Annotated in this window: 20 protein-coding genes; 10 read left to right on the top strand and 10 right to left on the bottom strand. The window is 60.5% G+C overall.

Features of this window, described 5'->3' with window-relative positions; genetic code table 11:
• Positions 1-14 precede the first annotated feature (14 nt).
• From dnaN to gyrB, 4 genes are all read left to right on the top strand, one after another.
• Entirely contained in the window at positions 15-1,118 is a 1,104-nt protein-coding gene (gene dnaN, locus ACJO2E_RS14905; RefSeq protein WP_406964863.1) for a DNA polymerase III subunit beta, read from the top strand.
• 63 nt (positions 1,119-1,181) lie between these two features.
• Positions 1,182-2,465 (top strand): ABC1 kinase family protein, encoded by a 1,284-nt coding sequence (locus ACJO2E_RS14900; protein WP_406964862.1) that lies wholly within the window; start codon positions 1,182-1,184, stop codon positions 2,463-2,465.
• Complete coding sequence (gene recF / locus ACJO2E_RS14895) at positions 2,465-3,601, top strand: DNA replication/repair protein RecF (protein ID WP_406964861.1); 1,137 nt, start codon at positions 2,465-2,467, stop codon at positions 3,599-3,601. The genes ACJO2E_RS14900 and recF overlap by 1 nt, the downstream gene beginning before the upstream one ends.
• Positions 3,598-6,012 carry a DNA topoisomerase (ATP-hydrolyzing) subunit B gene (gyrB, locus tag ACJO2E_RS14890; RefSeq protein WP_406964859.1) on the top strand — a complete coding sequence of 805 codons (2,415 nt, stop codon included), beginning with the start codon at positions 3,598-3,600 and terminating at the stop codon, positions 6,010-6,012. Before recF ends, gyrB begins: the two co-directional genes overlap by 4 nt.
• 77 nt (positions 6,013-6,089) lie before the next feature.
• Here the strand turns inward: gyrB and ACJO2E_RS14885 are convergent, their stop codons facing one another.
• The 9 genes from ACJO2E_RS14885 to ACJO2E_RS14845 form a co-directional block, all read right to left on the bottom strand.
• Positions 6,090-6,830 (bottom strand): TetR/AcrR family transcriptional regulator, encoded by a 741-nt coding sequence (locus ACJO2E_RS14885; RefSeq protein WP_406964858.1) that lies wholly within the window; start codon positions 6,828-6,830, stop codon positions 6,090-6,092.
• Positions 6,831-6,952: 122 nt separating this feature from the next.
• The gene (locus ACJO2E_RS14880; protein ID WP_406964856.1) at positions 6,953-7,657 is read right to left on the bottom strand and encodes an ABC transporter ATP-binding protein; all 705 of its coding nucleotides are present in this window, start codon (positions 7,655-7,657) and stop codon (positions 6,953-6,955) included.
• A complete protein-coding gene (locus tag ACJO2E_RS14875; RefSeq protein ID WP_406964855.1) occupies positions 7,654-8,427 on the bottom strand; it encodes an ABC transporter ATP-binding protein in 774 nt (257 codons plus the stop codon). The genes ACJO2E_RS14880 and ACJO2E_RS14875 overlap by 4 nt, the downstream gene beginning before the upstream one ends.
• Positions 8,420-9,367 carry a branched-chain amino acid ABC transporter permease gene (locus ACJO2E_RS14870; RefSeq protein ID WP_406964854.1) on the bottom strand — a complete coding sequence of 316 codons (948 nt, stop codon included), beginning with the start codon at positions 9,365-9,367 and terminating at the stop codon, positions 8,420-8,422. The genes ACJO2E_RS14875 and ACJO2E_RS14870 overlap by 8 nt, the downstream gene beginning before the upstream one ends.
• Positions 9,364-10,233: a branched-chain amino acid ABC transporter permease gene (locus ACJO2E_RS14865; protein ID WP_406964853.1), complete on the bottom strand. Its 870-nt coding sequence runs from the start codon at positions 10,231-10,233 to the stop codon at positions 9,364-9,366. The genes ACJO2E_RS14870 and ACJO2E_RS14865 overlap by 4 nt, the downstream gene beginning before the upstream one ends.
• A gap of 75 nt (positions 10,234-10,308) precedes the next feature.
• Positions 10,309-11,535: an ABC transporter substrate-binding protein gene (locus tag ACJO2E_RS14860; RefSeq protein ID WP_406964852.1), complete on the bottom strand. Its 1,227-nt coding sequence runs from the start codon at positions 11,533-11,535 to the stop codon at positions 10,309-10,311.
• Positions 11,536-11,656: 121 nt separating this feature from the next.
• Positions 11,657-13,270, bottom strand: a complete 1,614-nt coding sequence (locus ACJO2E_RS14855) for a long-chain-fatty-acid--CoA ligase (RefSeq protein ID WP_406964851.1) — start codon at positions 13,268-13,270, stop codon at positions 11,657-11,659.
• 306 nt (positions 13,271-13,576) lie between these two features.
• Entirely contained in the window at positions 13,577-14,311 is a 735-nt protein-coding gene (locus tag ACJO2E_RS14850) for a VC0807 family protein (RefSeq protein WP_406964850.1), read from the bottom strand.
• Positions 14,312-14,445: 134 nt separating this feature from the next.
• Entirely contained in the window at positions 14,446-14,847 is a 402-nt protein-coding gene (locus tag ACJO2E_RS14845) for a nuclear transport factor 2 family protein (protein ID WP_406964848.1), read from the bottom strand.
• A 182-nt stretch (positions 14,848-15,029) separates the two neighbouring features.
• Here ACJO2E_RS14845 and ACJO2E_RS14840 point away from each other — a divergent pair, with 182 nt between their 5' ends.
• The 4 genes from ACJO2E_RS14840 (at position 15,030) to ACJO2E_RS14825 (ending at position 20,859) form a co-directional block, all read left to right on the top strand.
• Positions 15,030-16,208: an ABC transporter substrate-binding protein gene (locus ACJO2E_RS14840; protein ID WP_406964847.1), complete on the top strand. Its 1,179-nt coding sequence runs from the start codon at positions 15,030-15,032 to the stop codon at positions 16,206-16,208.
• Positions 16,209-16,280: 72 nt separating this feature from the next.
• Positions 16,281-17,150, top strand: coding sequence for a branched-chain amino acid ABC transporter permease (locus tag ACJO2E_RS14835; RefSeq protein ID WP_406964846.1), 870 nt, complete (start codon positions 16,281-16,283; stop codon positions 17,148-17,150).
• Positions 17,147-19,639: a branched-chain amino acid ABC transporter ATP-binding protein/permease gene (locus ACJO2E_RS14830; RefSeq protein ID WP_406964845.1), complete on the top strand. Its 2,493-nt coding sequence runs from the start codon at positions 17,147-17,149 to the stop codon at positions 19,637-19,639. The genes ACJO2E_RS14835 and ACJO2E_RS14830 overlap by 4 nt, the downstream gene beginning before the upstream one ends.
• Positions 19,636-20,859 carry an amidohydrolase family protein gene (locus ACJO2E_RS14825; RefSeq protein WP_406964844.1) on the top strand — a complete coding sequence of 408 codons (1,224 nt, stop codon included), beginning with the start codon at positions 19,636-19,638 and terminating at the stop codon, positions 20,857-20,859. The genes ACJO2E_RS14830 and ACJO2E_RS14825 overlap by 4 nt, the downstream gene beginning before the upstream one ends.
• 30 nt (positions 20,860-20,889) lie before the next feature.
• Here the strand turns inward: ACJO2E_RS14825 and ACJO2E_RS14820 are convergent, their stop codons facing one another.
• A complete protein-coding gene (locus ACJO2E_RS14820; protein ID WP_406964843.1) occupies positions 20,890-21,585 on the bottom strand; it encodes a GntR family transcriptional regulator in 696 nt (231 codons plus the stop codon).
• A 326-nt stretch (positions 21,586-21,911) separates the two neighbouring features.
• On the opposite strand from ACJO2E_RS14820, the gene ACJO2E_RS14815 reads away from it, so the two are divergent.
• Positions 21,912-23,525, top strand: a complete 1,614-nt coding sequence (locus tag ACJO2E_RS14815; protein ID WP_406964842.1) for an ABC transporter substrate-binding protein — start codon at positions 21,912-21,914, stop codon at positions 23,523-23,525.
• 22 nt (positions 23,526-23,547) lie between these two features.
• Positions 23,548-24,579 (top strand): ABC transporter permease, encoded by a 1,032-nt coding sequence (locus ACJO2E_RS14810; protein ID WP_406964841.1) that lies wholly within the window; start codon positions 23,548-23,550, stop codon positions 24,577-24,579.

Here is a 24,579-nt window from a genome sequence, read left to right as displayed (position 1 = left end):
GAACGTCGAGTGACATGAAACTGACTATCAGCCGAGAATCACTGCTTACGCCGCTACAGTCCATTGCCGGTGTGGTGGAGCGGAAGCAGACCATGCCTGTCCTGTCCAACGTGCTGTTGGTGGCGGAAGATAACCACCTGACGCTGACCGGTACCAATATGGAAGTGGAACTGGTGGCGCGGGTGTCGCCGGTTCATGTGGATCAGCCCGGAGAAATTACGGTACCGGCCCGCAAGCTGGCGGATATCTGCCGGGCCCTCGGGGATGAAGCTCCCATTGAGGTGGGCCTGGAGGGGGATCGCCTGCACCTGCGCTGCGGTGCCAGTCATTTCACCCTGTCTACACTGCCAGCCCAGCATTTCCCCAATGTGGAGGACGAGGAGGCCAGTATCCGGCTGGAAGTCCCGCAGAAGGAAATGGGCCGCATGCTGGAAGCGACGGCTTTCGCCATGGCCCAGCAGGATGTGCGTTATTACCTTAACGGGCTGCTGCTGGAAGTAGCGCCGGATTACCTGCGCACCGTGGCGACGGATGGTCACCGGCTGGCCATGGCCCACTTCGACATGGCTACCGGCGTGGAGGACGTTCGCCAGGTGATCGTGCCCCGCAAGGGGGTGCTGGAGCTGTCGCGGCTGCTGGATGATGTGGAGAACCCGGCGACGCTGGTGATCGGCGACAATCATCTGCGGGTAACGGTCGGTTCCTACACGTTCACTTCCAAACTTATCGAGGGTAAGTTCCCGGATTATAACCGGGTTATCCCCCGTGGCGGTGACAAGGTGGTGATGGCCGATCGGTCAACACTGAAGAATACCCTGCAGCGGGCCGGTATCCTGTCCCACGAGAACATCCGCGGTGTCCGTCTGCACCTGTCCTCCGGCAAGCTGGAGGTGTTCGCCAATAACCCGGACCAGGAACAGGCGGAAGATGCCCTGTCGGTGGACTACCAGGGCGAGGCACTGCAGATCGGTTTCAACGTGGGCTATCTTGTGGATGTCATGAACGCGCTGGATGATGACCAGGTCAGGATGACCCTGTCCAATCCCAACAGCAGCGCCCTGATCGAATCGGAAACTGAAAGCCGCAGTCTCTATGTGGTGATGCCCATGAGGCTGTAACCGGAGGTTGATCCTTCCCGGATACCTCCGGAAGGAATAGCGGACTCTGAAAGGAGAAACACGATGGCACGGGTAACGGTAAGCCAGGGTTTGAAAGGCGCCCTGCGTATTGGTCAGACCATGACGGTACTCGGCCGCACCGGCCTGGGCTGGGTGCGGGGTCATCGTCCGCCGGCACCCCGAATGCTGCGGGAAACCTTCGAGTCCCTCGGGGCCACCTACATCAAGCTGGGTCAGTTCATCGCCAGTTCCCCTACCTTCTTTCCCCGGGAGTACGTGGATGAGTTCCAGGGATGCCTGGACCGAACGCCCAGCATTCCCTATACCTCGATCCGCCGTATCCTGCGGGAGGAACTGGGGCGTCCGCTGGAAGAGGTGTATAGCGAGATCGATCCGGTGGCCCTGGCCTCCGCCTCTATTGCCCAGGTCCATGCCGCCAGGCTGGTGACCGGCGAGGAGGTGGTGATCAAGGTGCAGAAGCCCGGTGTGGAAACCGTGTTGCTGACGGACCTGAACTTCCTCTACCTGTCATCCAGGCTGGTGGAGACCCTGGCACCGAAACTGTCGTGGACCTCACTGTCGGGTATTGTCGAGGAAATCCAGCAGACCATGATGGAGGAATGCGACTTTATCCAGGAAGCCCGGAACCTGGATACCTTCCGCCGTTTCCTGCAGGGCACCCACAATGAGGAGGTGGCGGTGCCCAAGGTGTACCACCAGTGCAGCACCCGTAAGGTGCTGACCATGGAACGCTTCCATGGTGTCTCCCTGACAGACCTGGAGACCATCTGCCGGGTGACCAAGGATCCGGAACGGACACTGATTACCGCCATGAACACCTGGTTTGCCAGTTTGACCCAGTGTGAGTTCTTCCATGCGGATGTCCATGCCGGCAACCTGATGGTGCTGGATGACGGACGCATCGGGTTTATCGACTTCGGTATTGTTGGTCGCATCCGTCCCCAGACCTGGCAGGCGGTGTCGGACTTTATCGGGGCGGTCATGGCTGGCAATTTCGACGGCATGGCAGATGCCATGGTGCGCATCGGTATTACCCGCGAATCGGTGGAGGTGACCGCCCTCGCCCGGGACCTGCGTAACCTCTACCAGAGTATGGATCGCATGGTACCGGATGATTCCGCCAGTGAGTGGCAGGGAGCGGATACCGACGACGAGGTGAACAATATCCTTATGGAAGTGGTCCGAATCGGTGAAGACCATGGCCTGCACTTCCCCCGGGAGTTTGCACTGCTGCTGAAACAGTTCCTGTACTTTGATCGTTACGTCCACATTCTGGCGCCGGAGATGGATGTGTTCATGGATGATCGCCTGACCATGTTGCACTGATGGCGCTGCTATCCCTTCAAACCGAAAAGTTCAGAAATCTTTCCCCTTCCCGGCTTGATTTCTCTCCATCGGTCAACCTGATCTATGGTCAGAATGGCAGTGGTAAGACCAGCCTGCTGGAGGCCATCGGCTACCTGGGACTTGGTCGCTCCTTTCGTCAACATCGGCATAAAGTGGTTTGTCACCAGGGTGACCAGCAGTTCGTGATCTTTGGTCAGGTGAAATCCGCCAACCTTAAGGAGGATCGCGGCATCGCCAGGCTGGGGTTTTCCCGGGATGTGCAGACTCAGGAAACCCGGCTTCGGGTCGACGGCGAGAATGTCTATAGCCTGTCGGTACTGGCATCGCTATTTCCGGTATCGGTGATTGATCCCGGGGTTTTCGACATCGTTGCAGGTGGACCAGGCAAGCGAAGGCAGTTTCTGGACTGGCTGGTGTTCCACGTGGAACCTTCCTTTGGATCCCTTTGGCAACAGTGTCAGCGAAGCATCTCCCAGCGGAATCGTATCCTCAGAAGTGGTACAATAGATGATCACCTGCTGCAGGTCTGGGACCGGCAGTTTGTCGAGCTATCGGAGCAGGTCGACCGGCTTCGAGAATCGGTATTCCGGACATTCCAGGAAGAATTCAGGGTCACACTCGCCCACAGTCACAGCGAATGGTCCGAAGCCCTGAAGGTGGATTACTACCCCGGTTGGGACCGGAAAAAGGGACTGCATAAAACCCTGCTGGAACACCGAGAACAGGAAAGGAAGGTTGGGCATACCTTGTATGGCCCCAATCGTGCCGATGTCAGGCTCCGCTTTCAGAACCGGGCCGTCGCTGAAATCTTTTCCCGTGGACAACAGAAGACACTGGTCATCCTGATGAAGCTGACGCAGGGAAAGGTACTCGCTGACCGGGGAAAACAGGTCACATTCCTGCTCGACGATATCAATGCTGAACTGGATCAGGGCCATCGGAGACTGTTGGCCGAACGACTGATCCGATTGGGTAGCCAGGTGTTTTTAACGGCGATTGAACGACCCGACCCCACCCAATTGTGGGAGAGTCCGCTGCCGGAATACAAAATGTTCCACGTGGAACATGGGCAGCTAATGGAAGAACAAACCAGCGCTTCAGGAGCGTCCGAATGAGCGAACAGAGTTATAACTCCTCCAGTATCAAGGTTCTTAAAGGCCTGGATGCCGTGCGTAAACGCCCTGGCATGTACATCGGTGATACCGACGATGGCACCGGTCTTCATCACATGGTGTTTGAACTGGTGGACAACTCGATTGACGAGGCGTTGGCCGGATTCTGTTCCGAGATTGGTGTGGTGATTCATGCCGATGAATCGGTCACGGTCAGGGACAATGGGCGGGGCATTCCGGTGGATATCCACGAGGAGGAAGGGGTATCTGCCGCCGAGGTTATCATGACGGTGCTTCACGCCGGTGGTAAGTTCGACGACAACTCCTACAAGGTCTCCGGTGGTCTGCACGGTGTCGGGGTGTCGGTGGTAAACGCCCTGTCTTCCACGCTCAAGCTGACCATCCGTCGGGATAACAAGGTCTACGAGCAAACCTACACCCACGGCGTGCCCAATGGTCCTCTCGGGGTTGTCGGCGACACGGATCGTAGTGGCACCGATGTCACTTTCATCCCCTCCCCGGATACCTTCACCAGCATTGAATTCCATTACGACATCCTGGCCAAGCGCCTTCGGGAGCTGGCATTCCTGAATTCCGGAGTTCGTATCCGACTGCAGGACGAGCGCAGTGGCAAGGAAGAAGTCTTCGAGTATGAAGGTGGTCTGAGGGCGTTCGTTGAGCACCTGAACACCAACAAAACGCCCCTGAACCGCGTCTTCCATTTCACCCGGGAGCGGGAAGACGGCATTGTGGTGGAAGTGGCAATGCAGTGGAACGACGCCTTCCAGGAGAATATCTACACCTTCACCAACAACATTCCCCAGCGTGATGGTGGTACCCACCTGGCGGGCTTCCGTGCCGCCCTGACCCGGTCACTGAACAACTACATCGAGCAGGAAGGCCTGGGTAAGAAGACCAAGGTAAACACGTCTGGTGACGATGCCCGGGAAGGTCTGACTGCCATCATCAGCGTGAAGGTACCGGATCCGAAGTTTTCCTCCCAGACCAAGGACAAACTGGTGTCTTCGGAAGTGAAGACGGCTGTGGAACAGGAGCTCTACCAGTCCTTCTCCGACTACCTGCAGGAGCAGCCCGGCGAAGCCAAGGCCATCGTCAATAAGATGATTGACGCGGCCCGCGCCCGGGAAGCGGCTCGCAAAGCCCGGGACATGACCCGCCGCAAGGGGGCACTTGATATCGCCGGCCTGCCCGGCAAGCTGGCGGACTGCCAGGAAAAGGATCCTGCTCTGTCAGAACTGTTCATTGTGGAGGGTGACTCTGCCGGTGGTTCCGCCAAGCAGGGTCGCGAACGCCGCACCCAGGCCATCCTGCCGCTGAAGGGCAAGATCCTGAACGTGGAGAAGGCCCGGTTCGACAAGATGCTGTCCTCTGCAGAAGTGGGCACACTGATCACCGCCCTGGGCTGTGGTATCGGCCGGGAGGAGTTCGATCCTGACAAGCTGCGTTACCACTCCATCATCATCATGACCGATGCCGATGTGGATGGCTCCCACATCCGTACCCTGCTGCTCACCTTCCTGTTCCGGCAGATGAAGGAGATTATTGAGCGTGGTCATGTATTTATCGCTATGCCACCGCTGTACAAGGTCAAGCGCGGCAAGCAGGAGCAATACCTGAAGGATGAACGGGCCAAGGAAGCCTACCTGACGCAGACCGCTCTGGAGAACGCCCAACTGTTCGTTAATCCGGACGCGCCAGCCATCAAGGACACCGCCCTGGAAACCATGGTGAAGGATTACCAGGCGGTCATGGCCATGATCGACCGGTTGTCCCGGGCCTATCCGGAATTGGTACTCAAGCAGATGGTCTACAACAGCACACTGGCGCCGGACGACCTCCCCTCCGAGGAAGCCGTGACCCGTTGGGTGGGCCGACTGGGTGAAGGGCTTGACCTGGATACCCGCACCGGTACCAAGTACACCTTCTCCGTGGAGCGGGATACAGAGCGCAACCTGTTCCTGCCAAAGGTCACTACCTACGTCCATGGCATTCCCTACACCCATGTTTTCAGCCATGATTTCTTTGAATCATCGTCCTACAAGGCCATTGCCCGTCTGGGCGAAACCCTGGACGGGTTGATCGAGGACGGCGCCTACATCCAGCGGGGTGAGCGCAAGCAGCCGGTACTGAGCTTCGAAGGAGCTCTGGAGTGGTTGATGAAGGAAGCCCAGCGGGGGCTGAACATCTCCCGCTACAAGGGGCTTGGTGAAATGAACCCGGAGCAGCTGTGGGAAACCACCATGGACCCGGAAACCCGCCGCATGATGAAGGTGACCATCGAGGACGCGATTGCCGCGGATCAGATTTTCACCACGCTGATGGGGGACGATGTCGAACCCCGCCGGGACTTTATACAGACCAACGCGCTGTCTGTAACCAACCTGGATGTGTAGGTAGGTTCCCGATAAAGAAGAAAAAAGCCCCGGTGGCGATGATGCCAGCGGGGCTTTTTTGTGCCCGGGTAGTTAGCTCAGGAGGCGGTGGTTGCGGTGCGGCCAACATTGATACCGGCCCCGGACTCTGACGCGGGCAGCAGGTAGGTCTTCAGAAGATCGTTCAGCTGGTTGGCATAGTCCTCCACCGAGACGCCCTGATCGCGATACTTACGTCGTTTCAGATACCAGTCCTGCATCATTGCCTTGATCAGCGAAGACAGCAGCCTGGCGTTGATCTCCCGGAATACCCCCTGCTCTATGCCTTCCGAAATGACATTGCAGAAGATGGTCTCTATCTCCCGCTCAGTGGCGATAGCATTCTGCTTCTCCACCGCTGGCAGGCTCTTGGCTTCCATGAAGGAAAAGTAGAACCAGGGGCGGATCAGCTCGCTCAGGAATACATGGGCCCTGATCGCCTGGGATAGTTTGCTCACCGGGTCGTCAATACCATTGATATAGTGGAGGACGGTACGACGGGTCAGCTTGAAGCCGTGGCTCTGGATCAGGTGAATCAGGTCATCTTTGTTGCGGATGTAGGCGTAAAGCCCGCCCATACTGAGGCCGGAGTCCGCGCACAGGTCCCTCAAGGTCATGGCGTGGAAACCCTTGGAATTCGCCAGCCTGAGAGTGGAGTCGATAATCCGGGCAAGGTTCCGGGTTGCCGTGCCTTCCTTTTTTATGCGAATCCGGTCAGTATTTTCCTGGTAGAGTTCCCTGCAGATTTCTTCCTTGGATAACGCCAGTTCCGCTTTGAATGTCTCGTAATCCTGAATCATAGTTTACTTGCCTGCTTGCGAAGTGAGCAGTATACGCCATGTCCTATTGCCATGCCGAGGCCGGCTTCGCAGGTTGTAGGGGTTGAACTTGCCCCGATCCAAGGACCGGAACATGACCAATATCAGGCCACCGACAGGTAGCGATCCTGGGTCTCCGGATCGTTACGCAGGGCCTCGCTGCTGGCTTCGTGAACCACCTTGCCCTTCTCCAGTATGAAAGCCCGCTGGGCATGCCTGAGGGCAAAATGCACGCTCTGATCAGTAAACACGATCGTGGTGTTCCGGCCCAACTCATCTATCAGACGACCAATTTGCTGCACGATGACCGGGGCCAGGCCTTCGTTCGGCTCGTCCAGCAACAACAGCCTTGGCTGGATCATCAGGGACCTGGCCACGGTCAGCATCTGCTGCTGGCCACCGGATAGGGTGGCGCCATCCTGATCGGCCAGTTCCGCCAGCATGGAGTACTCGTCAAAGATCCTTTCTATGGTCCAGGCCTGGGGTTCCCCGGGACGCCGGTACTCGGCCACCTCCAGGTTCTCCCGTACCGTCAGACCGGGAAAGATCCGCCGATCCTCAGGCACATAGCCAATACCCAGTCGGGCAATGCGGTGGGCGGGAATACCGGCAATGGAATGGCCATCAAAGGTGATACGGCCGTGTCTTGGGGGTGTCAGTCCCATGATGCTTTTGAGGGTGGTGCTCTTGCCGGCCCCGTTGCGACCAAGCAGGCAGACGGTCTCCCCTTCGTTCACCGAAAAGCTGAGCCCCTGCAGGGCCAGGCTTTCGCCATAATAGGTATGGATATTATCAACCTCGAGCATCATGCGCTGGCCTCCTCTTGCTCTTCCTCTCCCAGGTACGCCCGGCGCACTTCGGGATGGGCCCTGACCTCCTCCGGGGTGCCGAAGAACAGCTTTTCCCCCCGGTGCATGACCAGGATCCGGTCAGCCAGACCGAAGACCACGTCCATGTCATGCTCGGTGATCAGGAAGGTGTAGTCACCGGAATCCGCCAGTTGCCGGATCAGGGTGGTGGTGCGTCGGGTCTCATCCGGGGTCATGCCGGCGGTGGGTTCGTCCAGCAGTACCAGATGGGGACGGGTGGCCAGTACCACCGCAATTTCCAGCAGGCGTTTATCGCCGTAGCTGATCACTTCCGCCCGCCGTTCCGCCAGATCCAGGATTTGCAGGCGCTCCAACAGGCCCCGGGCTTCCTCCTGGACGGCGCGGTTGCGGCTGGCCAGATTGAACAGTTTGCGGCTGTGGCCGTGGAAGGCGGTCAACGCCACCTCAACATTCTCCTGTACCGTCATTTCCGGGAAGATATTATTGATCTGGAATGACCGGGAAACGCCCATACGGCTGATCCGGTGCGGTGCCAGCCCGGTGATGTCCCGGCCTTCGAGCAGGATACGGCCGTCACTGGGCATCATCCGTCCTGACACCATGTTGTAGAAGGTCGTCTTGCCCGCCCCGTTGGGCCCGATAATGGCAATGGTTTCCCGGGGTTGCAGCTCCAGATCTATCCCGGAGACGGCGGTATTACCCCCAAAGCGTTTCGTAAGGTTACTTATAGTAAGTATGGGATCAGTCATGTTTGTTGGTCCACCAGTCCAGCAGGGTTCCGAGGGCACCCCGGCGGAAGAACATCACCATTAACGCCAGCACGATACCCAGGAACAGCATCCAGGCCTCGGTAAAGCTGGTGATCCAGGTTTCCAGTAACACGAAGATGGCGGCGCCCACAAAGGGCCCCAGGAAATACCCGGTGCCACCGAGGATGGACATCAGTACCGGTTCCGCCGACATCGACCAGTGCATCAACTCCGGACTGGCCACCCTCAGGAACGGTGCGATCAGGGCGCCGGCCAGTCCGGCGAAGGTGCCGGCAATGGTGAACGAGGCCAGCCGGTAGCTGCGTACGTTCAGGCCACAGAAAGCCACCCGCTCCGGGTTCTGACGGATCGCCCTGAGAATCAGCCCGAAGGAGCTGCGGCTGATAAGGTAGAGCACCAGCAAGGCGATACCGACCACGGCGAGGGTGACGTGGTAGTAAACCGCTGGATTGCCCAGGGTCAGGTCCAGCCCGAGGCCGAACTCGCTGATCCGGAAGCCGGCAATGCCGTCACTGCCGTTGGTTACATCGCGCCAGGAATGGGCAATGGTGAATACCATCATGCCGAAGGCCAGGGTCAGCATGGCGAAGTAGACCTCGCTGAGCCGCACGCAGAAGAACCCGATCACCAGGGCAAGCAGCCCGGAGAGCGCCATGGCGGCCACCAGGGTGTAGACCAGTGGCCAGTCCAGGTGCAACAGAAGCATGGCGGTGGTGTAGGCACCCATGCCGAAATAGGCGGCGTGGCCGAAACTGAGCATGCCGGTAAAGCCGAACACCAGGTTGAAGCTGACGGCGAACAATCCGAGAATCAGGATCTCGGTGAAAATAAAGAGGTAAAAATACGGTGCGAACCAGGGCAAGGCGATCAGCAGTACCACGGCAAGCAGTAATACCCCCATCACGATGGTCTGTTTCATGCGCTTGCCCCCCTGCCCATGATGCCCGTGGGTCTGAACAGCAGCACCAGGGCCATGCCGAGGAAAGGCAGTAACAGGTTGAAGTCGGGCAGGTAGCGTCCGCCGAAACCGTAGATGGCGCCGAGAATCAGGGCCCCGATCAGCGCACCGGGGAAGCTGCCCAGGCCGCCGATGACCACCACAATGAACGACTCGATAATGATCTTGTCCCCCATGCCGGGATCGATGGTGCGCATGGGGGCCGCAATAACGCCGCCAACTCCGGCGAGCCAGGCGCCAAAGGCGAACACGCCTGTGACCACCAACCGGGTATTGATGCACAGGGCTTCGGCCATGTCCCGGTCGAGGGCGGCGGCACGCATGATCTTGCCAACCCGGGTACGATTGAACAGGTACCACAGCCCCGCCACGATGATCAGGCCCATGGCGATCACAAACAGGCTGTAGACCGGGTAGGGGCTGCCCAGCAGCGACACTGTGCCTTCCAGCAGTGCCGGCGGGTAGACGGTCTGTATATTGGAGCCGTAGATGCTGCGTACGCTCTCGCTGATGATCAGCAGGATGGCGAAGGTCAGCAGCAGGCTGTCCGCCACATCCCGGCCATAGATGAAACGCAGCATCAGGCGGTCGATCACCACGGCGATCACGGCGACGCCCAGGGGCGCGATCAGCAATGCCATCCAGAACGGCAGGCCGACCAGGGCAATCAGGGTGTACCCGAAATACGCCCCCAGCATGTACAGGGCCCCGTGGGCAAAGTTGATGATATTGAGCACGCCAAAGACGATGTTCAGTCCCACCGCAATCACAAACAGCAGCAGGCCCATCTCCAGGCTATTGAGTAATGCCGCTCCCAGGCCAGACATAGACACCTCGATTCAGTGATTGTCGGATCAGCCGGCTTCCCTGCCCTACTGATGATCCTTTGGTCCGGGGACTGGTTACAGGGAGCAGCCGGTTTCTGCCACGGTGCGGGCCACCTGCTCGCCATCAAATACCCTGACATTGGTCAGGGTGCGGATGCCGTGTTCCGGGTGCATGGGACCGGAGACACCCCAGTTGGGACTGACCATGGCCTGGTTGTCGCCCTTGCGGAAGGTCACCTGGCCATTGGGGGCGTCCATGGTCATGCCGGACAGGGCGCTGGCCACCGCCGGGCCATCGGTGGTGCCGGCGGCTTCCATGGCCTGCTTGTAGGCGTAGACCGCGGCGTAGGCGCCTTCGGCGTTGTAACTCGGGGCACTGCCGTACTTGTCGAGGTAGGCTTTGACGAAAGCGCGGTTGATCTCGTTGTCGTAGGCGTCATACCAGTAGCGGGTGGACAGCCACACGCCTTCCGGCATCTGGTCGCCCAGGGCGTCTAGCACCTCGGTGGCCGCCCCGACGGTGAACATCACCTCATAGCCCTGGTCGAAGAAGCCCAGGTTGTTGGCCTGGCGGATAAAGTTCACCAGGTCGCCACCCCAGGTGGAAATGATGATGCCTTCCGGCTCGGCGTCCATGACACCGTTGATAAATGGGGTGAAGTCCTCGGCACCGAAGCGGGGAAAGGCGGTGTACTCCATCAGCTCCACCTCCGGTTTCATTTCCTTGAGGTAGTTGCCGAAGTACTCCCAGGTCTGGTGACCGAAGGCATAGTCCGGTCCGATGGTGGTCCACCGGGTGGCATCCAGCTCCGAGGCGATCATTGCTGCCGCCTTCTGGTTCTGAGCCACATTGACGCTGATGCGGTAGGTGAATTCATTACACAGCGAGCCGGTGACATCCGGGGTGGCGGCGTGGGTGATGATCAGCGGTTTCTGCAGCTCCGGCACGGTGGGCACCATCCCCTGGGCTACCCCGGAGCTGTCCAGTCCGACCAGGGCGTCGACGCCATCCTGGTAGACCAGCTTGCGGGCCGCCTGGATGGCGGTGGCCGCCTTGCCCTGACTGTCTTCGTAGATGACTTCCACCTGACGCCCGAGAATGCCACCGGAGGCGTTAATCTCCTCCACGGCGAGGTTGATGCCCCGCTGGGCAAATTCACCATAGGTGGCGGCGCTGCCGGACAGGATATAGATGCCGCCGAGGCGGATCGGATCCTCCGCAGTGGCATTGCCGGCACCGAGGGCAAGGGTGGTCGCAGTGGCCGCGGAAACCAGCAGGTTCTTGGCACTGAACTGTTTCATGTTCGATCGCTCCTGACGTTTTTGTCTTTGTTGTTACTGAAAGCAGCTTTCCGGATACCGTCCCTTTGGGCTTGTTATGGCCTTCCCTGTGGTCCTGCAGCGGGAGATTCCCCACTGGTTACTACGGGGCCAACTGGTCCCGCAGGATGTTCTTGCGGATCTTGCCGGTGGCGGTCTTCGGCAGATCGCCTACTACTACCCGCCTGGGTACCTTGAACCGGGCCAGTCGCTCACGGCAGTGGTCGATGATCATCGCCTCGGTAAGTGAGCCGTCGTCATGAGCCGGGGCCACGAAGGCGCAGGGCACCTCACCCCAGATATCATCAGCCATGGCCACCACCGCAGCTTCGGAGACCGCCGGGTGCTGGTAGAGGGCTTCCTCCACCTCCAGGCTGGAGATGTTCTCGCCCCCGGAGATGATGATGTCCTTGGCCCGGTCGCGGATCTCGATGTAGTGGTCCGGGTGCACCACGGCCAGGTCACCGGAATTGAACCAGCCCCGGTGGAACGCCCGGGCGGTGGCATCCGGGTTTTTCAGGTAACCCTTCATGATGGTGTTGCCGCGAATGCAGATCTCGCCGAGGGTCTGGCCGTCGTGGGACACGGGCTCGCCGGTGCTCCGGTCGAGCACGGTAATGTCCTCCACTGACAGGGTCTGTACGCCCTGGCGGGCCATCTTCAGGGCCTTCTTCTCCAGCGGCAGGTCCGCCCATTCCGGCTGTGGCACGCACAGGCTGGCGGGGCCGTAGGATTCAGTGAGTCCGTAGAGGTGGGTGATCTGGAAACCGATTTCCCCGGCCTTGCGGATCACCGCGCTGGGTGGCGCCGCACCGCCGAGGGCAAACTGTGCCGGCGAGGACAGCCGTCTGCCCTGCCGGCCCAGTTCGGTCAGCACCATGTTCAGTACAATGGGTGCGCCACACAGGTGGGTGACGCCGTATCGCTCGATGCGCTGGTAGATCTCGTCCGCGTCCACCTGCCGCAGGCAGACATGGGTGCCGCCCACGGCAGTAATGGCCCAGGTATAGCCCCAGCCGTTGCAGTGGAACATGGGCAGGGTCCAGAGGTAGACGGTGCTGTCATTCATGTTGAAGGCCATGGCATCGCTCATGGCCGCCAGGTAGGCGCCCCGGTGGTGGTAGACCACGCCCTTGGGGTTGCCGGTGGTGCCGGAGGTGTAGTTGAGGCTGATGGCGTCCCATTCATCCCCGGGCCCCGGCCCGTTATCCCCGGTATCGGCAGCGGCCAGCCAGACTTCATAACCCTGGTCGGCAAGGCCGTCGCTGGCGCCGGCGTCCCGCTCCACGGCGATCAGCATCGGTCGCTCGTCCACCGACTCCAGAGTTTCCCGCACCAGGGATTCGAACCCGGTGTCATAGACCAGAACCCGGGCCTCACCATGATTGAGGATAAACCCCAGGGCGGCGGCGTCCAGGCGGATATTGAGGGTATTGAGCACGGCGCCGGCCATGGGCACGCCGTAGTGGGCTTCCAGCATCTCATGACTGTTGGGGCACAGCATCGCCACGGTGTCGTCCCGACCAATGCCGGCGTCGGTCAGGGCATTGGCCAGACGGCAGCTCCGCTTCAGGAACTGGCGATAGCTGAGGGTCATATCCTCGTCGATGACAGCTGTCTTGTCGGGATAGACAGTGGCCGAACGCCTGAGGAAGCTTACCGGGCTCAGGGTCGCGTAGTTGGCCACGGTTTTACCCAGTTCATTGTATTTATTCATGGGTGTAACCGTTATTGTCCGGGCCCCGTGGGCATCCGTTGTGGTTTCTGTGGTGTGGACGGGATCACAGCCATCGACGGGTGCCGGGGTGTGCCTTTCGAGACCACCTGTTTTGTTGTTTGGGCTTAAAAGAACGTAGAGCGAGCGTTCGACATATTCAAATAACTACGCCATTGAATTTCGCTATGAAGGTCTTTGGAAAAACCAGAAAGGTATCGGAAGGCAGTATCTGTAAGTAATGCGGGGTCAGTGAGTGCTCGCTTTTAGACATTGGTCCAAGAGCGGTAACGCCAGGCGACAGCGTCTTCAGCTATCGCCCTTGCCTTGCCCGGCGGCGCCGGGCGCTATCACTTCTTCCAGGGTGTGCCCGGTCAGGCGGCGGATGGTACGCCACAGATAGAAGAAGATGGCGATCATCATCACCATGGAGGGAATGGCAATCATCGGGTAACTCACCAGGGTCATGCGCCCCAGCTCCTCATTGAATGCCTGGGTGCCGGAGGGGCTGGTGACAATCCAGCGGGCCAGGATGTAGTTCATGATGGCGGAAAACAGGAAGGTGCCGGCGAAGAAATAACTGGCCTTCATCAGCCGGCTTTCGAACTCATCCTCGCAGTTCCTTTCCTTCAGGGATTGCTGGATCTTGTGTACATCCAGCACCGCGGGGTTATACAGCAGGGTCCGCACCAGTGGATATTTTGTACGGGTGGAAATCAGTACCGCCAGACCAATGACCAGTGGCACGGCGGCTTCCTTGATGGCAAGCCAGCGAGCGTCGATCTCCATCAGGCCGATACCGCCGGTGAGCCCCACGCTGATGACACCCAGTACCGCGATAAAGTTCTTCTTGCGATAGCGGATCAGCTCGAACAGCCCCCACCCCAGGGGAAACGCCAGGCCGATCAGCAGGGCCCAGGTGCTGCCCAGATAGTCGTCGCCACTGAGCTTCATCAGGATCAGGGACGGGATAACGATGCTGACCAGCAGGTCGATCCAGGGGCGGGGTTTATGGTCGGGGATGGAGGATGTCTGTTCGGTCATGGAGCGGACCCTGTGGCGTGTTCAGAATTGCATCTGATGATAACACGGGGTCGGTGCAAAGTTGGTGTCCGGAGATGGAAACCGGGGACCGGTCACGGCGGGTACCAGTCTCCGGGCCTGGTGGGCATGTCGGCTTATGATTCCTGGTTCAGCTCAGGTGTCAGCAACCATTCGGCACTGTCATTCCAGACATCCATACGGGTGATCCTGCCATTGCGTACCTCGAAGCGGTCGAGGTAGCGGTTGCCGGCGAAGGGGCGACCATCGGGCCATTCCCCGTAGAGGGTGCCGTTGGAGTAAACCACGGTATGGTCCTCATGTTCGGTCCAGTCAAAAGGCCCGAGGGCCTTCTTCACCCACGCGTAGCGACCACTGTTGAAATCGGTGATTGCCTGGGGGCTGGCCATTGCACGCCCACCGGTAAAGGTAATACGCACGTCCGCCGCCATATAGGTGGCGGCAAGCTCCGGGGCCGGTGCCATGGAGGCTTCCAGAAAATTGCTAACAATTGTTATGGCTTCGTCTTTATTAGACATACGCTTTTCTCCAGGGTAATGATCACGGATTGGTTGTAAATTGCTCTATTTCGGTGCAGAAAACCACATAAAGCGCCTTTAAGGTGCCAGTTTTTAGCTTTTCTTTCGATATAGACTTCATTTTACTGGCATCCATGTTGCTAGCAACATTCATACAAACGCTAGCAAACTGGAGAAAGACAATGGGTGTCAAAACACGTATTAAACACGGGATCCTGACCCTGGCCACCGCCAGTCTGGTTTCCCTGGCCGGTCTGGCACAGGCGGAGGAAACCCTCAAGGTCGGCCTGGTGGCCGCCCTCTCAGGCCAGTCGGCCAAGTCTGGTGAAGCCATTACCCGCGGACTGACCATTGCCATCGACGAGATCAACGCCAACGGCGGTATTCTCGGCCAGCAGGTGGAACTGCTGCGTCGGGATGACGAAAGCAACCCCAACAAGGGCCTGCTCGCTGCCCGGGAACTGGTTCAGAAAGAAGAGGTGGCGGTACTGTTCGGTGGCCTGGACACTCCCGTGTCCCTGGCCATCGTGCCGCTCGCCAACCGCATGCAGTTCCCGTTCATGGGCGTCTGGGCCGCAGGCACCCCCATTACCCACAACGGTGCCGGGGAGAACTACGTGTTCCGGGTATCCGCCGTGGATGAGCTGGTGGATGAAGCCCTGGTGCAATACGGTATTGACCAGTACGACATGAAGAAGCCAGGGATGATCCTGATCAACAATCCCTGGGGCGAGTCCAATGAAAAGGGTTTCCGCAAGGCGCTGGAATCCCGGGGTATGGAATGGGCCGGTATCGAACGTTTTGAGAGTGGCGATACCGATGTCGTGCCGCAGCTCAGCCGTCTGAAAGACTCCGGTGCCGATGCCCTGCTGATGGTGGCCAATGTGTCTCCGTCCGCCCAGGTGGTGAAGTCCCTGGACCGTATGGGTTGGGAGGTACCCATCGTCTCCCACTGGGGCCCGGCAGGCGGCCGTTTCAGTGAACTGGCCGGCGAGAACGCTGACAGGGTTCACTTCATCCAGACTTTCACCTTTGTGGAAAATCAGCAGGGCAAGGGCGCCGACGTCCTGGCGGCGCTGAAGGAAAAGTATCCCGAGATCCAGGGCCTGGCGGACGTCACCCCGGCGGTGGGTATCGCCAACGCCTATGACGCCATGCACCTGACCGCGCTGGCTATCGAGAATGCCGGCAACACCGAGGGACCGGCGATTCGCCAGGGCTACTACGATATCGACGCCTATGAGGGTCTGATCAAGACCTACCAGTCGCCCTTCTCGCCGGATCAGCACGACGCCGTGGGTCCGGAAGACTATGTGTTCACCCATTTTGTGGATGGCCAGATCGTACCCCTCGACCTGTAACACCCTTGACCGATAAGCCCCTGCACGGGGCCATAGCCGGTCGGGCCGAATCCCGGCCGGCGGAGGAACCACATGATTACCGCAAGCATCATCAGTGGCCTGGGCATGGGCAGCATGTATGCCCTGCTGGCCCTGGGTTTCCATATCACCTTTATCGTGTCCCGCACCGTCAACTTCGCCCAGGGCAGCGCGATGATGGTGGGTGCCGTGCTGGGCTATACCTTCTGCATCACGCTTGGGTTGCCCTGGATTGTCGCGGCTGCCCTCGCCCTGGGCCTGTGTGCGATCTACGGCCTGGCTATCGAGCGTTTCCTCGTACGTCCTTTCCATAGCCGGGGCTCCGAAGCCTGGCTGATGGCTACCGTGGCGGGTGGTCTGCTGGTGGACAACCTGGTGATGTTCACCTTCGGCAAGGAACCGCGCCGCTTCCTGCTGGAGCCGGTGGATATCCGCCTGGAACTGTTCGGCACCGGGGTCGACCTGATGCAACTGATCATTCCGGCAGTGGTGGCGGTGATCGTGATAGCGCTGATCCTGATCCGCCGCTACACGCGACTGGGCAAGGTGTTGGGCGCCACGGTCCAGAACCCGTCGGCGGCGCGAATGATGGGTATTCATGTGAACCGGGTGGTGGCGGTGTCCTTTGCCATCTCCACGGTGTTTGCCGGTATCGCCGGTCTGCTGATCGCGCCTCTGGTGAGCGTGCATTCCGAAATGGGCACATTGTTTGGTCTCAAGGCCTTTGCAGTGGCGATCCTCGGGGGGATTGCCAGTGCCAACGGTGTGGTGATGGCGGGACTGCTGTTCGGTCTGGCGGAGGCGCTGATCATTGTCTACCTGGGCTCGACGGTGGCCCAGATCGTGACCTTTTCCCTGGTGATCGTTGCCTTGGCCATCCGGCCCAACGGTCTGTTCGGAACCAGAACGCTGGTGAAAGTATGACTGCTTCGACAAGACCCTGGCTGGCGCCGGGACTGTTGGTCTTGCTGGCGCTGGGGGCCACCATTCTGTCGTTCACTCTCGGTGGATACGGACTGCTGGTGCTGACCCTGATTGCCCTGACCACCACCGTGTGCAGCGGCCTCAATATCCTGATTGGTCTCAGTGGCCAGATTTCGTTTGGCCATGTGGCGTTCTACGCCATTGGCGCCTACATCTCGGCTCTGATGACCATGGCAGGCCTGCCTCTTCCCCTCGCCATGGTCACCGCCGCCGTGGCAACCGCAGTGGTTGGCGCGTTGCTGGCATTGCCCGCGGTGAGGGTCAGCGGGCCCTACCTGGCGATGGTGACTATCGCCTTTGGCTTTATCATTCACCATGGTCTCATCGAATGGCGTTCCGTGACCGGCGGTGCCAATGGTCTGGCCGGTGTGCCCATGCCGGAAACTGGTCCGTTACCGGCAGATACCGGCCTGGCGCTGATGGCCTGCGCATTGATGGTGGCGTCGCTGGTGTTCTTTCATCGCCTGGTGGGCAGTGGCTGGGGGCGCGCGATCCGTTCGGTAAAGGCCACGGAGATCGCGGCCCGTTCCCTGGGCTTCAGTCCTTTGCAGACCAAGACCCTGGCTTTTGCCCTGTCGGCTCTGTTCGCCGGCGTGGCGGGGTCCTTGCTGTCGCCGCTGATGATGTTCATTAACCCGGAGTCCTTCCCCTTCACCCAGTCGATCCTGTTTGTGCTGGCGGTCATCGTTGGTGGCGCCGGTACGGTATTCGGACCGCTGCTGGGGGCCATCCTGATCGTGCTGGTGCCGGAACTGCTTTCCGGCATGGCGGAGATGCGGCTGTTACTGTTCTCCGGTGTGTTGCTGGCGGTGCTGTGGATTGCGCCGACTGGCGTGCTGGGTGTACTACAGGCAAGGTTTGCCCGACCCGCCAAACTCACCCCGGCTGAGCAGCCCGATCAACAACGCCTTGCGGATTTCCTCACCCGTCAGGGGACGGATACCGGCCTGGTGGTGGAGAATATCGGCATCCGTTTTGGCGGAGTGAAGGCCGCGGACAAGGTGAGTTTCAGTGCCACGCCGGGGTCGGTCACCAGCATTATCGGGCCCAATGGCGCTGGCAAGACCACCGTACTGAACATGGTCAGTGGCTTCTATGCCCCGGACAGTGGCCGGATTACCCTGGACTCGGATCTTGCTGGCCTGCCGGCCTGGAAAATCGCCCGGGCGGGCATTGGCCGGACCTACCAGACCACCCAGCTGTTTGCCGGAATGACCGTGCTGGAGAACCTGCTGGCCGGTATGCAGCAGGGAAGACTGGAGGATTGCTGGCACCGGCCGGATCCGGACCAGGTGACCCTGGCCATGGATCTGCTGGCCCTGGTGGGGTACCGGGGCTCGGTGCATACACCGGCCGAGGCCCTGCCCCACGTGGACCGCCGTCTGGTGGAGATTGCCCGCGCCCTGGCCCTGGCACCCAAGGTGCTGTTGCTGGACGAGCCGGCGGCGGGCCTGAGCCGGGCCGACACGGACCGGGTGTCCGAACTGCTGCGGACCATCGCGGGCTACGGCATCGCCGTGATCCTGGTGGAGCACGACATGACCATGGTGATGTCGGTCTCCGATCGCATCCTGGTGCTGGACTCCGGCCGTCCCATTGCCTGGGGTGAACCGGAGGAGGTGCGCGACAATCCGGATGTGGTACGGGCCTACCTGGGCAGTACCGATTACCAGGCTCCACCCCGACCGGAGCCCTGGAACGGCAGCCGCGACGCCACCCTGTTCGTCAAGGACCTGGTGATCGACTACGGTGCCGCGCCGGTGGTGGAGGGTGTCAGCCTGGTGGTGAATCCCGGGGAGCTGATCGCCATCCTTGGGGCGAATGGCGCCGGCAAGTCCAGCATCCTGCAGACCATCGCCGGCCTGCATCCGGCCTCCGGTGGTTCGGTGGTGCTCAACAACGTGAGTATCGAAAGCCTCGATGCGGCCCGTATCGCCGGCAAGGGCCTGGCCCTGGTACCGGAAGGCCGCCAGGTATTCCCGGAGCTGAGCGTGAGGGACAACCTGCGGATGGGGGCCTATACCCGAACCGATCAGGGCAACCTGAATCAGGACATCGAACGTATCCTGGAGCGCTTCCCACGCCTGAGGGACCGTATCGACAGTCCTGCCGGACTGTTGTCCGGTGGCGAGCAGCAGATGGTGGCCATCGGCCGCGGTTTGATGGCGAAGCCGTCGATCCTGTTGCTGGACGAACCCTCGCTGGGGCTGGCACCGGCCATGGTGGCGGAGCTATATGATGCCCTGGCCGCACTGCGGGATGAGGGCGTCACCCTGCTGCTGGTGGACCAGATGGCCAACCTGGCGCTGCAGGTGGCCGACCGGGCCTACGTGCTTGAAACCGGTCGCGTGGTGCATTCCGGCAGCGCTGAGGATTTGCGTAACGATCCCGAACTGGAAGCCGCTTATCTGGGAGAGAACGTCGCATGAGCGTGATCCACTTTACCAACCTGCGTCTGCCCGAGCGCCCGCAACATGTTGCGGAACTGCGAGTGGAGGACGGGCGCTTTGTCAGCCGGTTCAGCGACGCAGCTTCACCCCGGACCATGGACCTGGGCGGACACCTGGTGCTGCCGGGTCTGATCGAAACCCATATCCACCTGGACAAGGCCTGTATCATGGACCGCTGTCAGCTCAGTGAGGGCACCCTGGACGAGGCCGTCTCCAGCACCAGCAAGGCCAAGGCCGGATTCACCGAAGCCGACGTCTACCAGCGGGGCGCAGGAATCCTTGAACAGGCCATCACCCAGGGCACTACCCATATGCGCACCCATGTGGAGCTGGACCCCGGCATCGGCCTGACCGGGTTCCGGGCGATTCAGCGCCTGCAGCGGGACTACGCCTGGGCCATCGGCCTGGAAATCTGTGTGTTTCCCCAGGAAGGGCTGCTTAGCAACCCGGGTACCGAGGCGCTGCTGTGCGAGGCCCTGGAGAGTGGTGCCACGGTGCTGGGGGGCTGCCCCTACATGGACAGTGATCCTCCGGGCCAGATCCGCCGGCTGTTCGAACTGGCCCGCCACTATGACTGTGACCTGGACCTGCACCTGGATTTCGACCTGAACCCGGAGGGCATGACGATTCCGGAAGTGATCCGCTGCACCCGGGAACATGGCTGGCAGCACCGGGTGACCATCGGCCATGTCACCAAGCTGTCGGCGTTACCCCCGGAGACCTTCCGGGAAACCGCCCTGGCCCTGGCCGAAGCCGGAGTGCAGGTAACGGCCTTGCCCTCCACCGACCTGTTCCTGACCGGTCGCGATGCCAGCCATAACGTCCCCCGGGGCGTGGCGCCGCTACCGAAACTGCACGATTGTGGCGTGACCTGTTCCCTGTCCACCAACAATGTTGGCAATCCGTTCACGCCCTTTGGCGATGTCTCTTTGATCCGCCAGGCCAACCTGCTGGCCAACGTCTGTCACCTGGGCACCCCGGCGGAACTGGCCCGGTGCCTGACCTGGGTGTCGGAAGAATCCGCGAGGATGATCCGCCTGCCGGATTATGGCCTGACGCCGGGCTGCCATGCCGATTTCCTGGTGGTGGATGCCCCCACGCCGGCGGATGTGATCGGTGAGCTGGGTCAGCCGCTGATGGGATTCAAGGCCGGCCGGCAAACCTTCGAGCGGTCTCCGGCGACCCTGTTGCGGCCCTGAACCTATTGTGAATGCCGACTCGCTGGCGGATCAGGCATTGGAGAGTACGGCCTTGAGATCCACTTCCGGCTCCCGGTTGTCCTCCAGCGCCAGTTCCGCTTCCAGATGATCCAGATGGTGCTCCATCAGCCTTACGGCCCGGGCCCTGTCGCCCTCTGACAGGGCTTGCAGGATGCCGCGATGCTCGTCGTGCTGGCAGGAGGGTTCGTCGTTGCGCTGATACAGGGCGACGATCAGTGAGCTGCGTACCATCAGATTGTCCAGTATGTCGGCCAGCACGCTGTTGCCGCTGATTTTCCCCAGCAACTTATGAAAGGCACTCAGTTCCCCAATGATGGCCCGACGGTCGCTGTCCCGGGTGGCCTTTCCTTCAGCCCTCATATGGGCGTCCACCTGGCGTGAAAACTTGCGCATCCGTTCCGGAGTGATGGACTTCACCACCGCCCCTTCGATGGCACGACGGGCCACGAAGATTTCCCGTGCCTCCTCTGCCGTGGGCTGGGACACATGGGCGCCACGGTTGGGCTCGATGGTGACGATCTTCTGCAGGGCCAGGCGCTGGAGGGCGGCCTGAACGTGGTTGCGGTTGGCCTTGAGGGAATCGACGATCTGGGCCTCCACCAGCCGGGTGCCGGGGGGCAGCAGGTGTTGGGCAATGGCCCGGGAGAGGGATTCGATGATCCGTTCGACTTCCTTCTGTTTACTGGTGCGTAGCGGGGTACCCATGGGTCGTTGGTTCACTGGTCCGTTGGCAGGAAAGAGGATCGGCGCGCGTGCCGCATTATCGCTAGCAATCTATCTGCTTCGTATTATCTTCCCCCGAGGGCCCAAGAGCAAACCCTGGCCCTCCCTGGGGCATGGCTGCTTCCTGATAGTGCATGCATAACTGAAAGACCTGGCCGAAACGCTAGCGATAGACCGGGCATGGCAATGCATGGCCTCTGTACATTGCGGATTTAAATAGGATTTCTTGGGATTTTAGGAAGGCGACATATCCTTGGCTTATCGATTGCATGCACTTCGGTAACCATTCACACCATGGAGCATGCAAAATGAATCGTCGGGACTTCCTCAAGGGCGCCACATCGCTTTCCGTCGGGGCCAGCATCCTGCCACTGTTCAAGGTACTGCCGGCCTCCGCCGCCAGTCAGGAGACCGCCGTGGTGGTCATCGGTGGAACCATCAACAGCCTGGACATCCATCGCAGCGGTACCAACCGGGACAGCTACCAGGTGGCCATCAACTGCTACGACCGGCTGGTATCCTTCGGCACCAAGCAGATGCCGGACGGTTCATTGAGCTACGACTATGACAACGTGGTCCCGGAACTGGCGGAATCCTGGGAAATCAGCGACGACGGCACGGTGATGACCTTCACCATCCGTGAGGGCGCTACCTTCTGGGACGGCAAGCCGGTCACCGCCCACGATGTGAAGTGGTCACTGGACCGGGCGGTGTCACTGGGTGGCTTCCCCACGGTGCAGATGAAGGCCGGGCGTCTGGAAAAACCGGAGCAGTTCGAAGCAGTGGACGACCGCACCTTCCGCATCACCCTGCCGTTCTCCTCCAAGTTGGCGCTGCCGGACCTGGCCACACCGATCCCCATCATCATCAACTCGCAAGTAGCGAAGGCCAACGCCACCGAGGACGATCCCTGGGCCACCGAATACCTGCACCGCAACCCGGCCGGTTCCGGCGCCTACAAAGTGGCCCGCTGGGATGCCGGCCAGCAGCTGGTTTACGAGCGCAACGACAACTGGGCCGGTGGTCCGGTACCGGGGTATGCGCGGGTCATCCTGCGGGAAGTGCCCGCCCAGTCCACCCGCCGCGCGCTGATCGAGCGGGGCAGCGTCAGTGTGTCCCAGAACATTCCCAACAAGGATGCCAAGGAACTGGCCAGCAAGCCGGGCGTGAAGGTGGTCAGCACGCCAATCGAGAACTGCATTTTCTCCCTGTGCACCAACGTCGATTTCGAGCCTTTCAAGGACAAGCGGGTGCGTCAGGCCGTGGCCTGGTCAATCCCCTACGAGAAGATCTTCGAACAGGCCGCCTATGAGCAGGGTGTGCCCATGTGGGGCGGTACCCCGACTGTGGACGAAATCAGCTGGCCGCAGAAATCCCCGTACAGCCAGGATCTGGAGAAAGCCAAGGCCCTGCTGGCGGAAGCGGGCTACGAGGATGGCTTTGATGTACCGCTGTCCTTCAACCTGTCCCACGCGGACTGGGCGGAACCGGCGGCACTGCTGATCCAGCAGGGGCTGGCGGACGTTGGCATTAACGCTACCATCGAGAAAATCCCCGGTGCCAACTGGCGTACCATCGCCCTCGTGGAGAAGAAACTGCCTCTGCACCTGGAGAACTTCGGCGGCTGGCTGAACACCCCTGACTATTACTTCTACTGGGCCTATATCAAGGGCAACCTGTTCAACTCCTACAACTACGACAACCCGGAAATGGCCAGGCTGGTGGACGACACCCTCGATATGGCCATGGACCACCCGGATTACGCCCCCAATGTGAAGCGCATGATCGAGTTGGCGTTCGATGAGATCCCGCGGATCCCCTTGTGGCAGCCGACCCTGAACGTGGCGCTCAACGAGTCGGTGGGTGGCTACGAGTACTGGTTCCACCGCCAGATGGACATTCGTGCCCTGAAGCCCGTCTGACCGGATCCACAGGAGAGCTCCCTTGTCATCAATATGGCTGAAAGTGCGCAGCGTTGCCCTGCGCCTGTTACAGGCCGTACCCACTGTGTTTGGCATCCTGGTGGTGTGCTTCCTGCTGACCCGGGCGTTGCCCGGGGATCCGGCGGCCTACTTCGCCGGTGATATGGCAGATGCCGAGTCTATTGAGGAGGTTCGCCAGAACATGGGGCTGGACAAGCCCCTTCCGGTGCAGTTCGTCACCTACATCAGGGACCTGGTCCAGGGGGATCTGGGCATGGCGATCTCTACCGGCCAGCCGGTGATGTCGGAGTTGGCCAGCCGACTGCCCGCCTCCCTGGAACTGACCCTGGGGGCGTTGCTGCTGTCGTTCATGATCGCGGTGCCACTGGGCGTACTGGCCGCGACCCGGCCCAATACCTGGGTCGATCATATATGCCGATTTCTGGTAACCGCCGGGGTTTCCCTACCCACCTTCTTTACCGGCCTGGCACTGATGTACGTGTTCTATTACCTGCTGGGGTGGGCGCCGGCGCCCATGGGCCGGCTGGATATGATGTACCTGCCACCTGAGCCGGTGACCGGGTTCCTCACCGTCGACGCCATCATCGCCGGTGAGTGGGAGATACTGGGTGCGGCCCTGGCGCAACTGGCGCTGCCGCTGATCACCCTGGCCCTGTTCACCCTGGCGCCCATCGCCCGCATGACCCGGGCCGCCATGCTGCAGACCCTGTCCAGTGACTTCGTGCGGACCGCCCGCGCCGCTGGCCTCAGTGGCCGCCGGGTACTGGTGACCTACGCCTTCCGCAATGCGCTGCTGCCGGTGGTGACTACCCTGGGCATGGTGTTCTCCTTCGTGCTCGGTGCCAATGTGCTGGTGGAAAAGGTCTTTGCCTGGCCCGGCATCGGCTCCTTTGCAGTGGAGGCGTTGGTGGTGTCGGACTACGCGGCGGTGCAGGGCTTTGTGCTGTCCATGGCGCTGTTGTTTGTCGCCCTGAACCTGCTGATCGATGTGATCTACACCCTGATTGACCCCCGTGTGGGTGAGGAAGGCTGA

It is taken from the genome of Marinobacter shunpengi (assembly GCF_045449695.1).
Classification (GTDB): domain Bacteria; phylum Pseudomonadota; class Gammaproteobacteria; order Pseudomonadales; family Oleiphilaceae; genus Marinobacter.
This window is presented reverse-complemented; position numbering and strand designations above follow the sequence as displayed.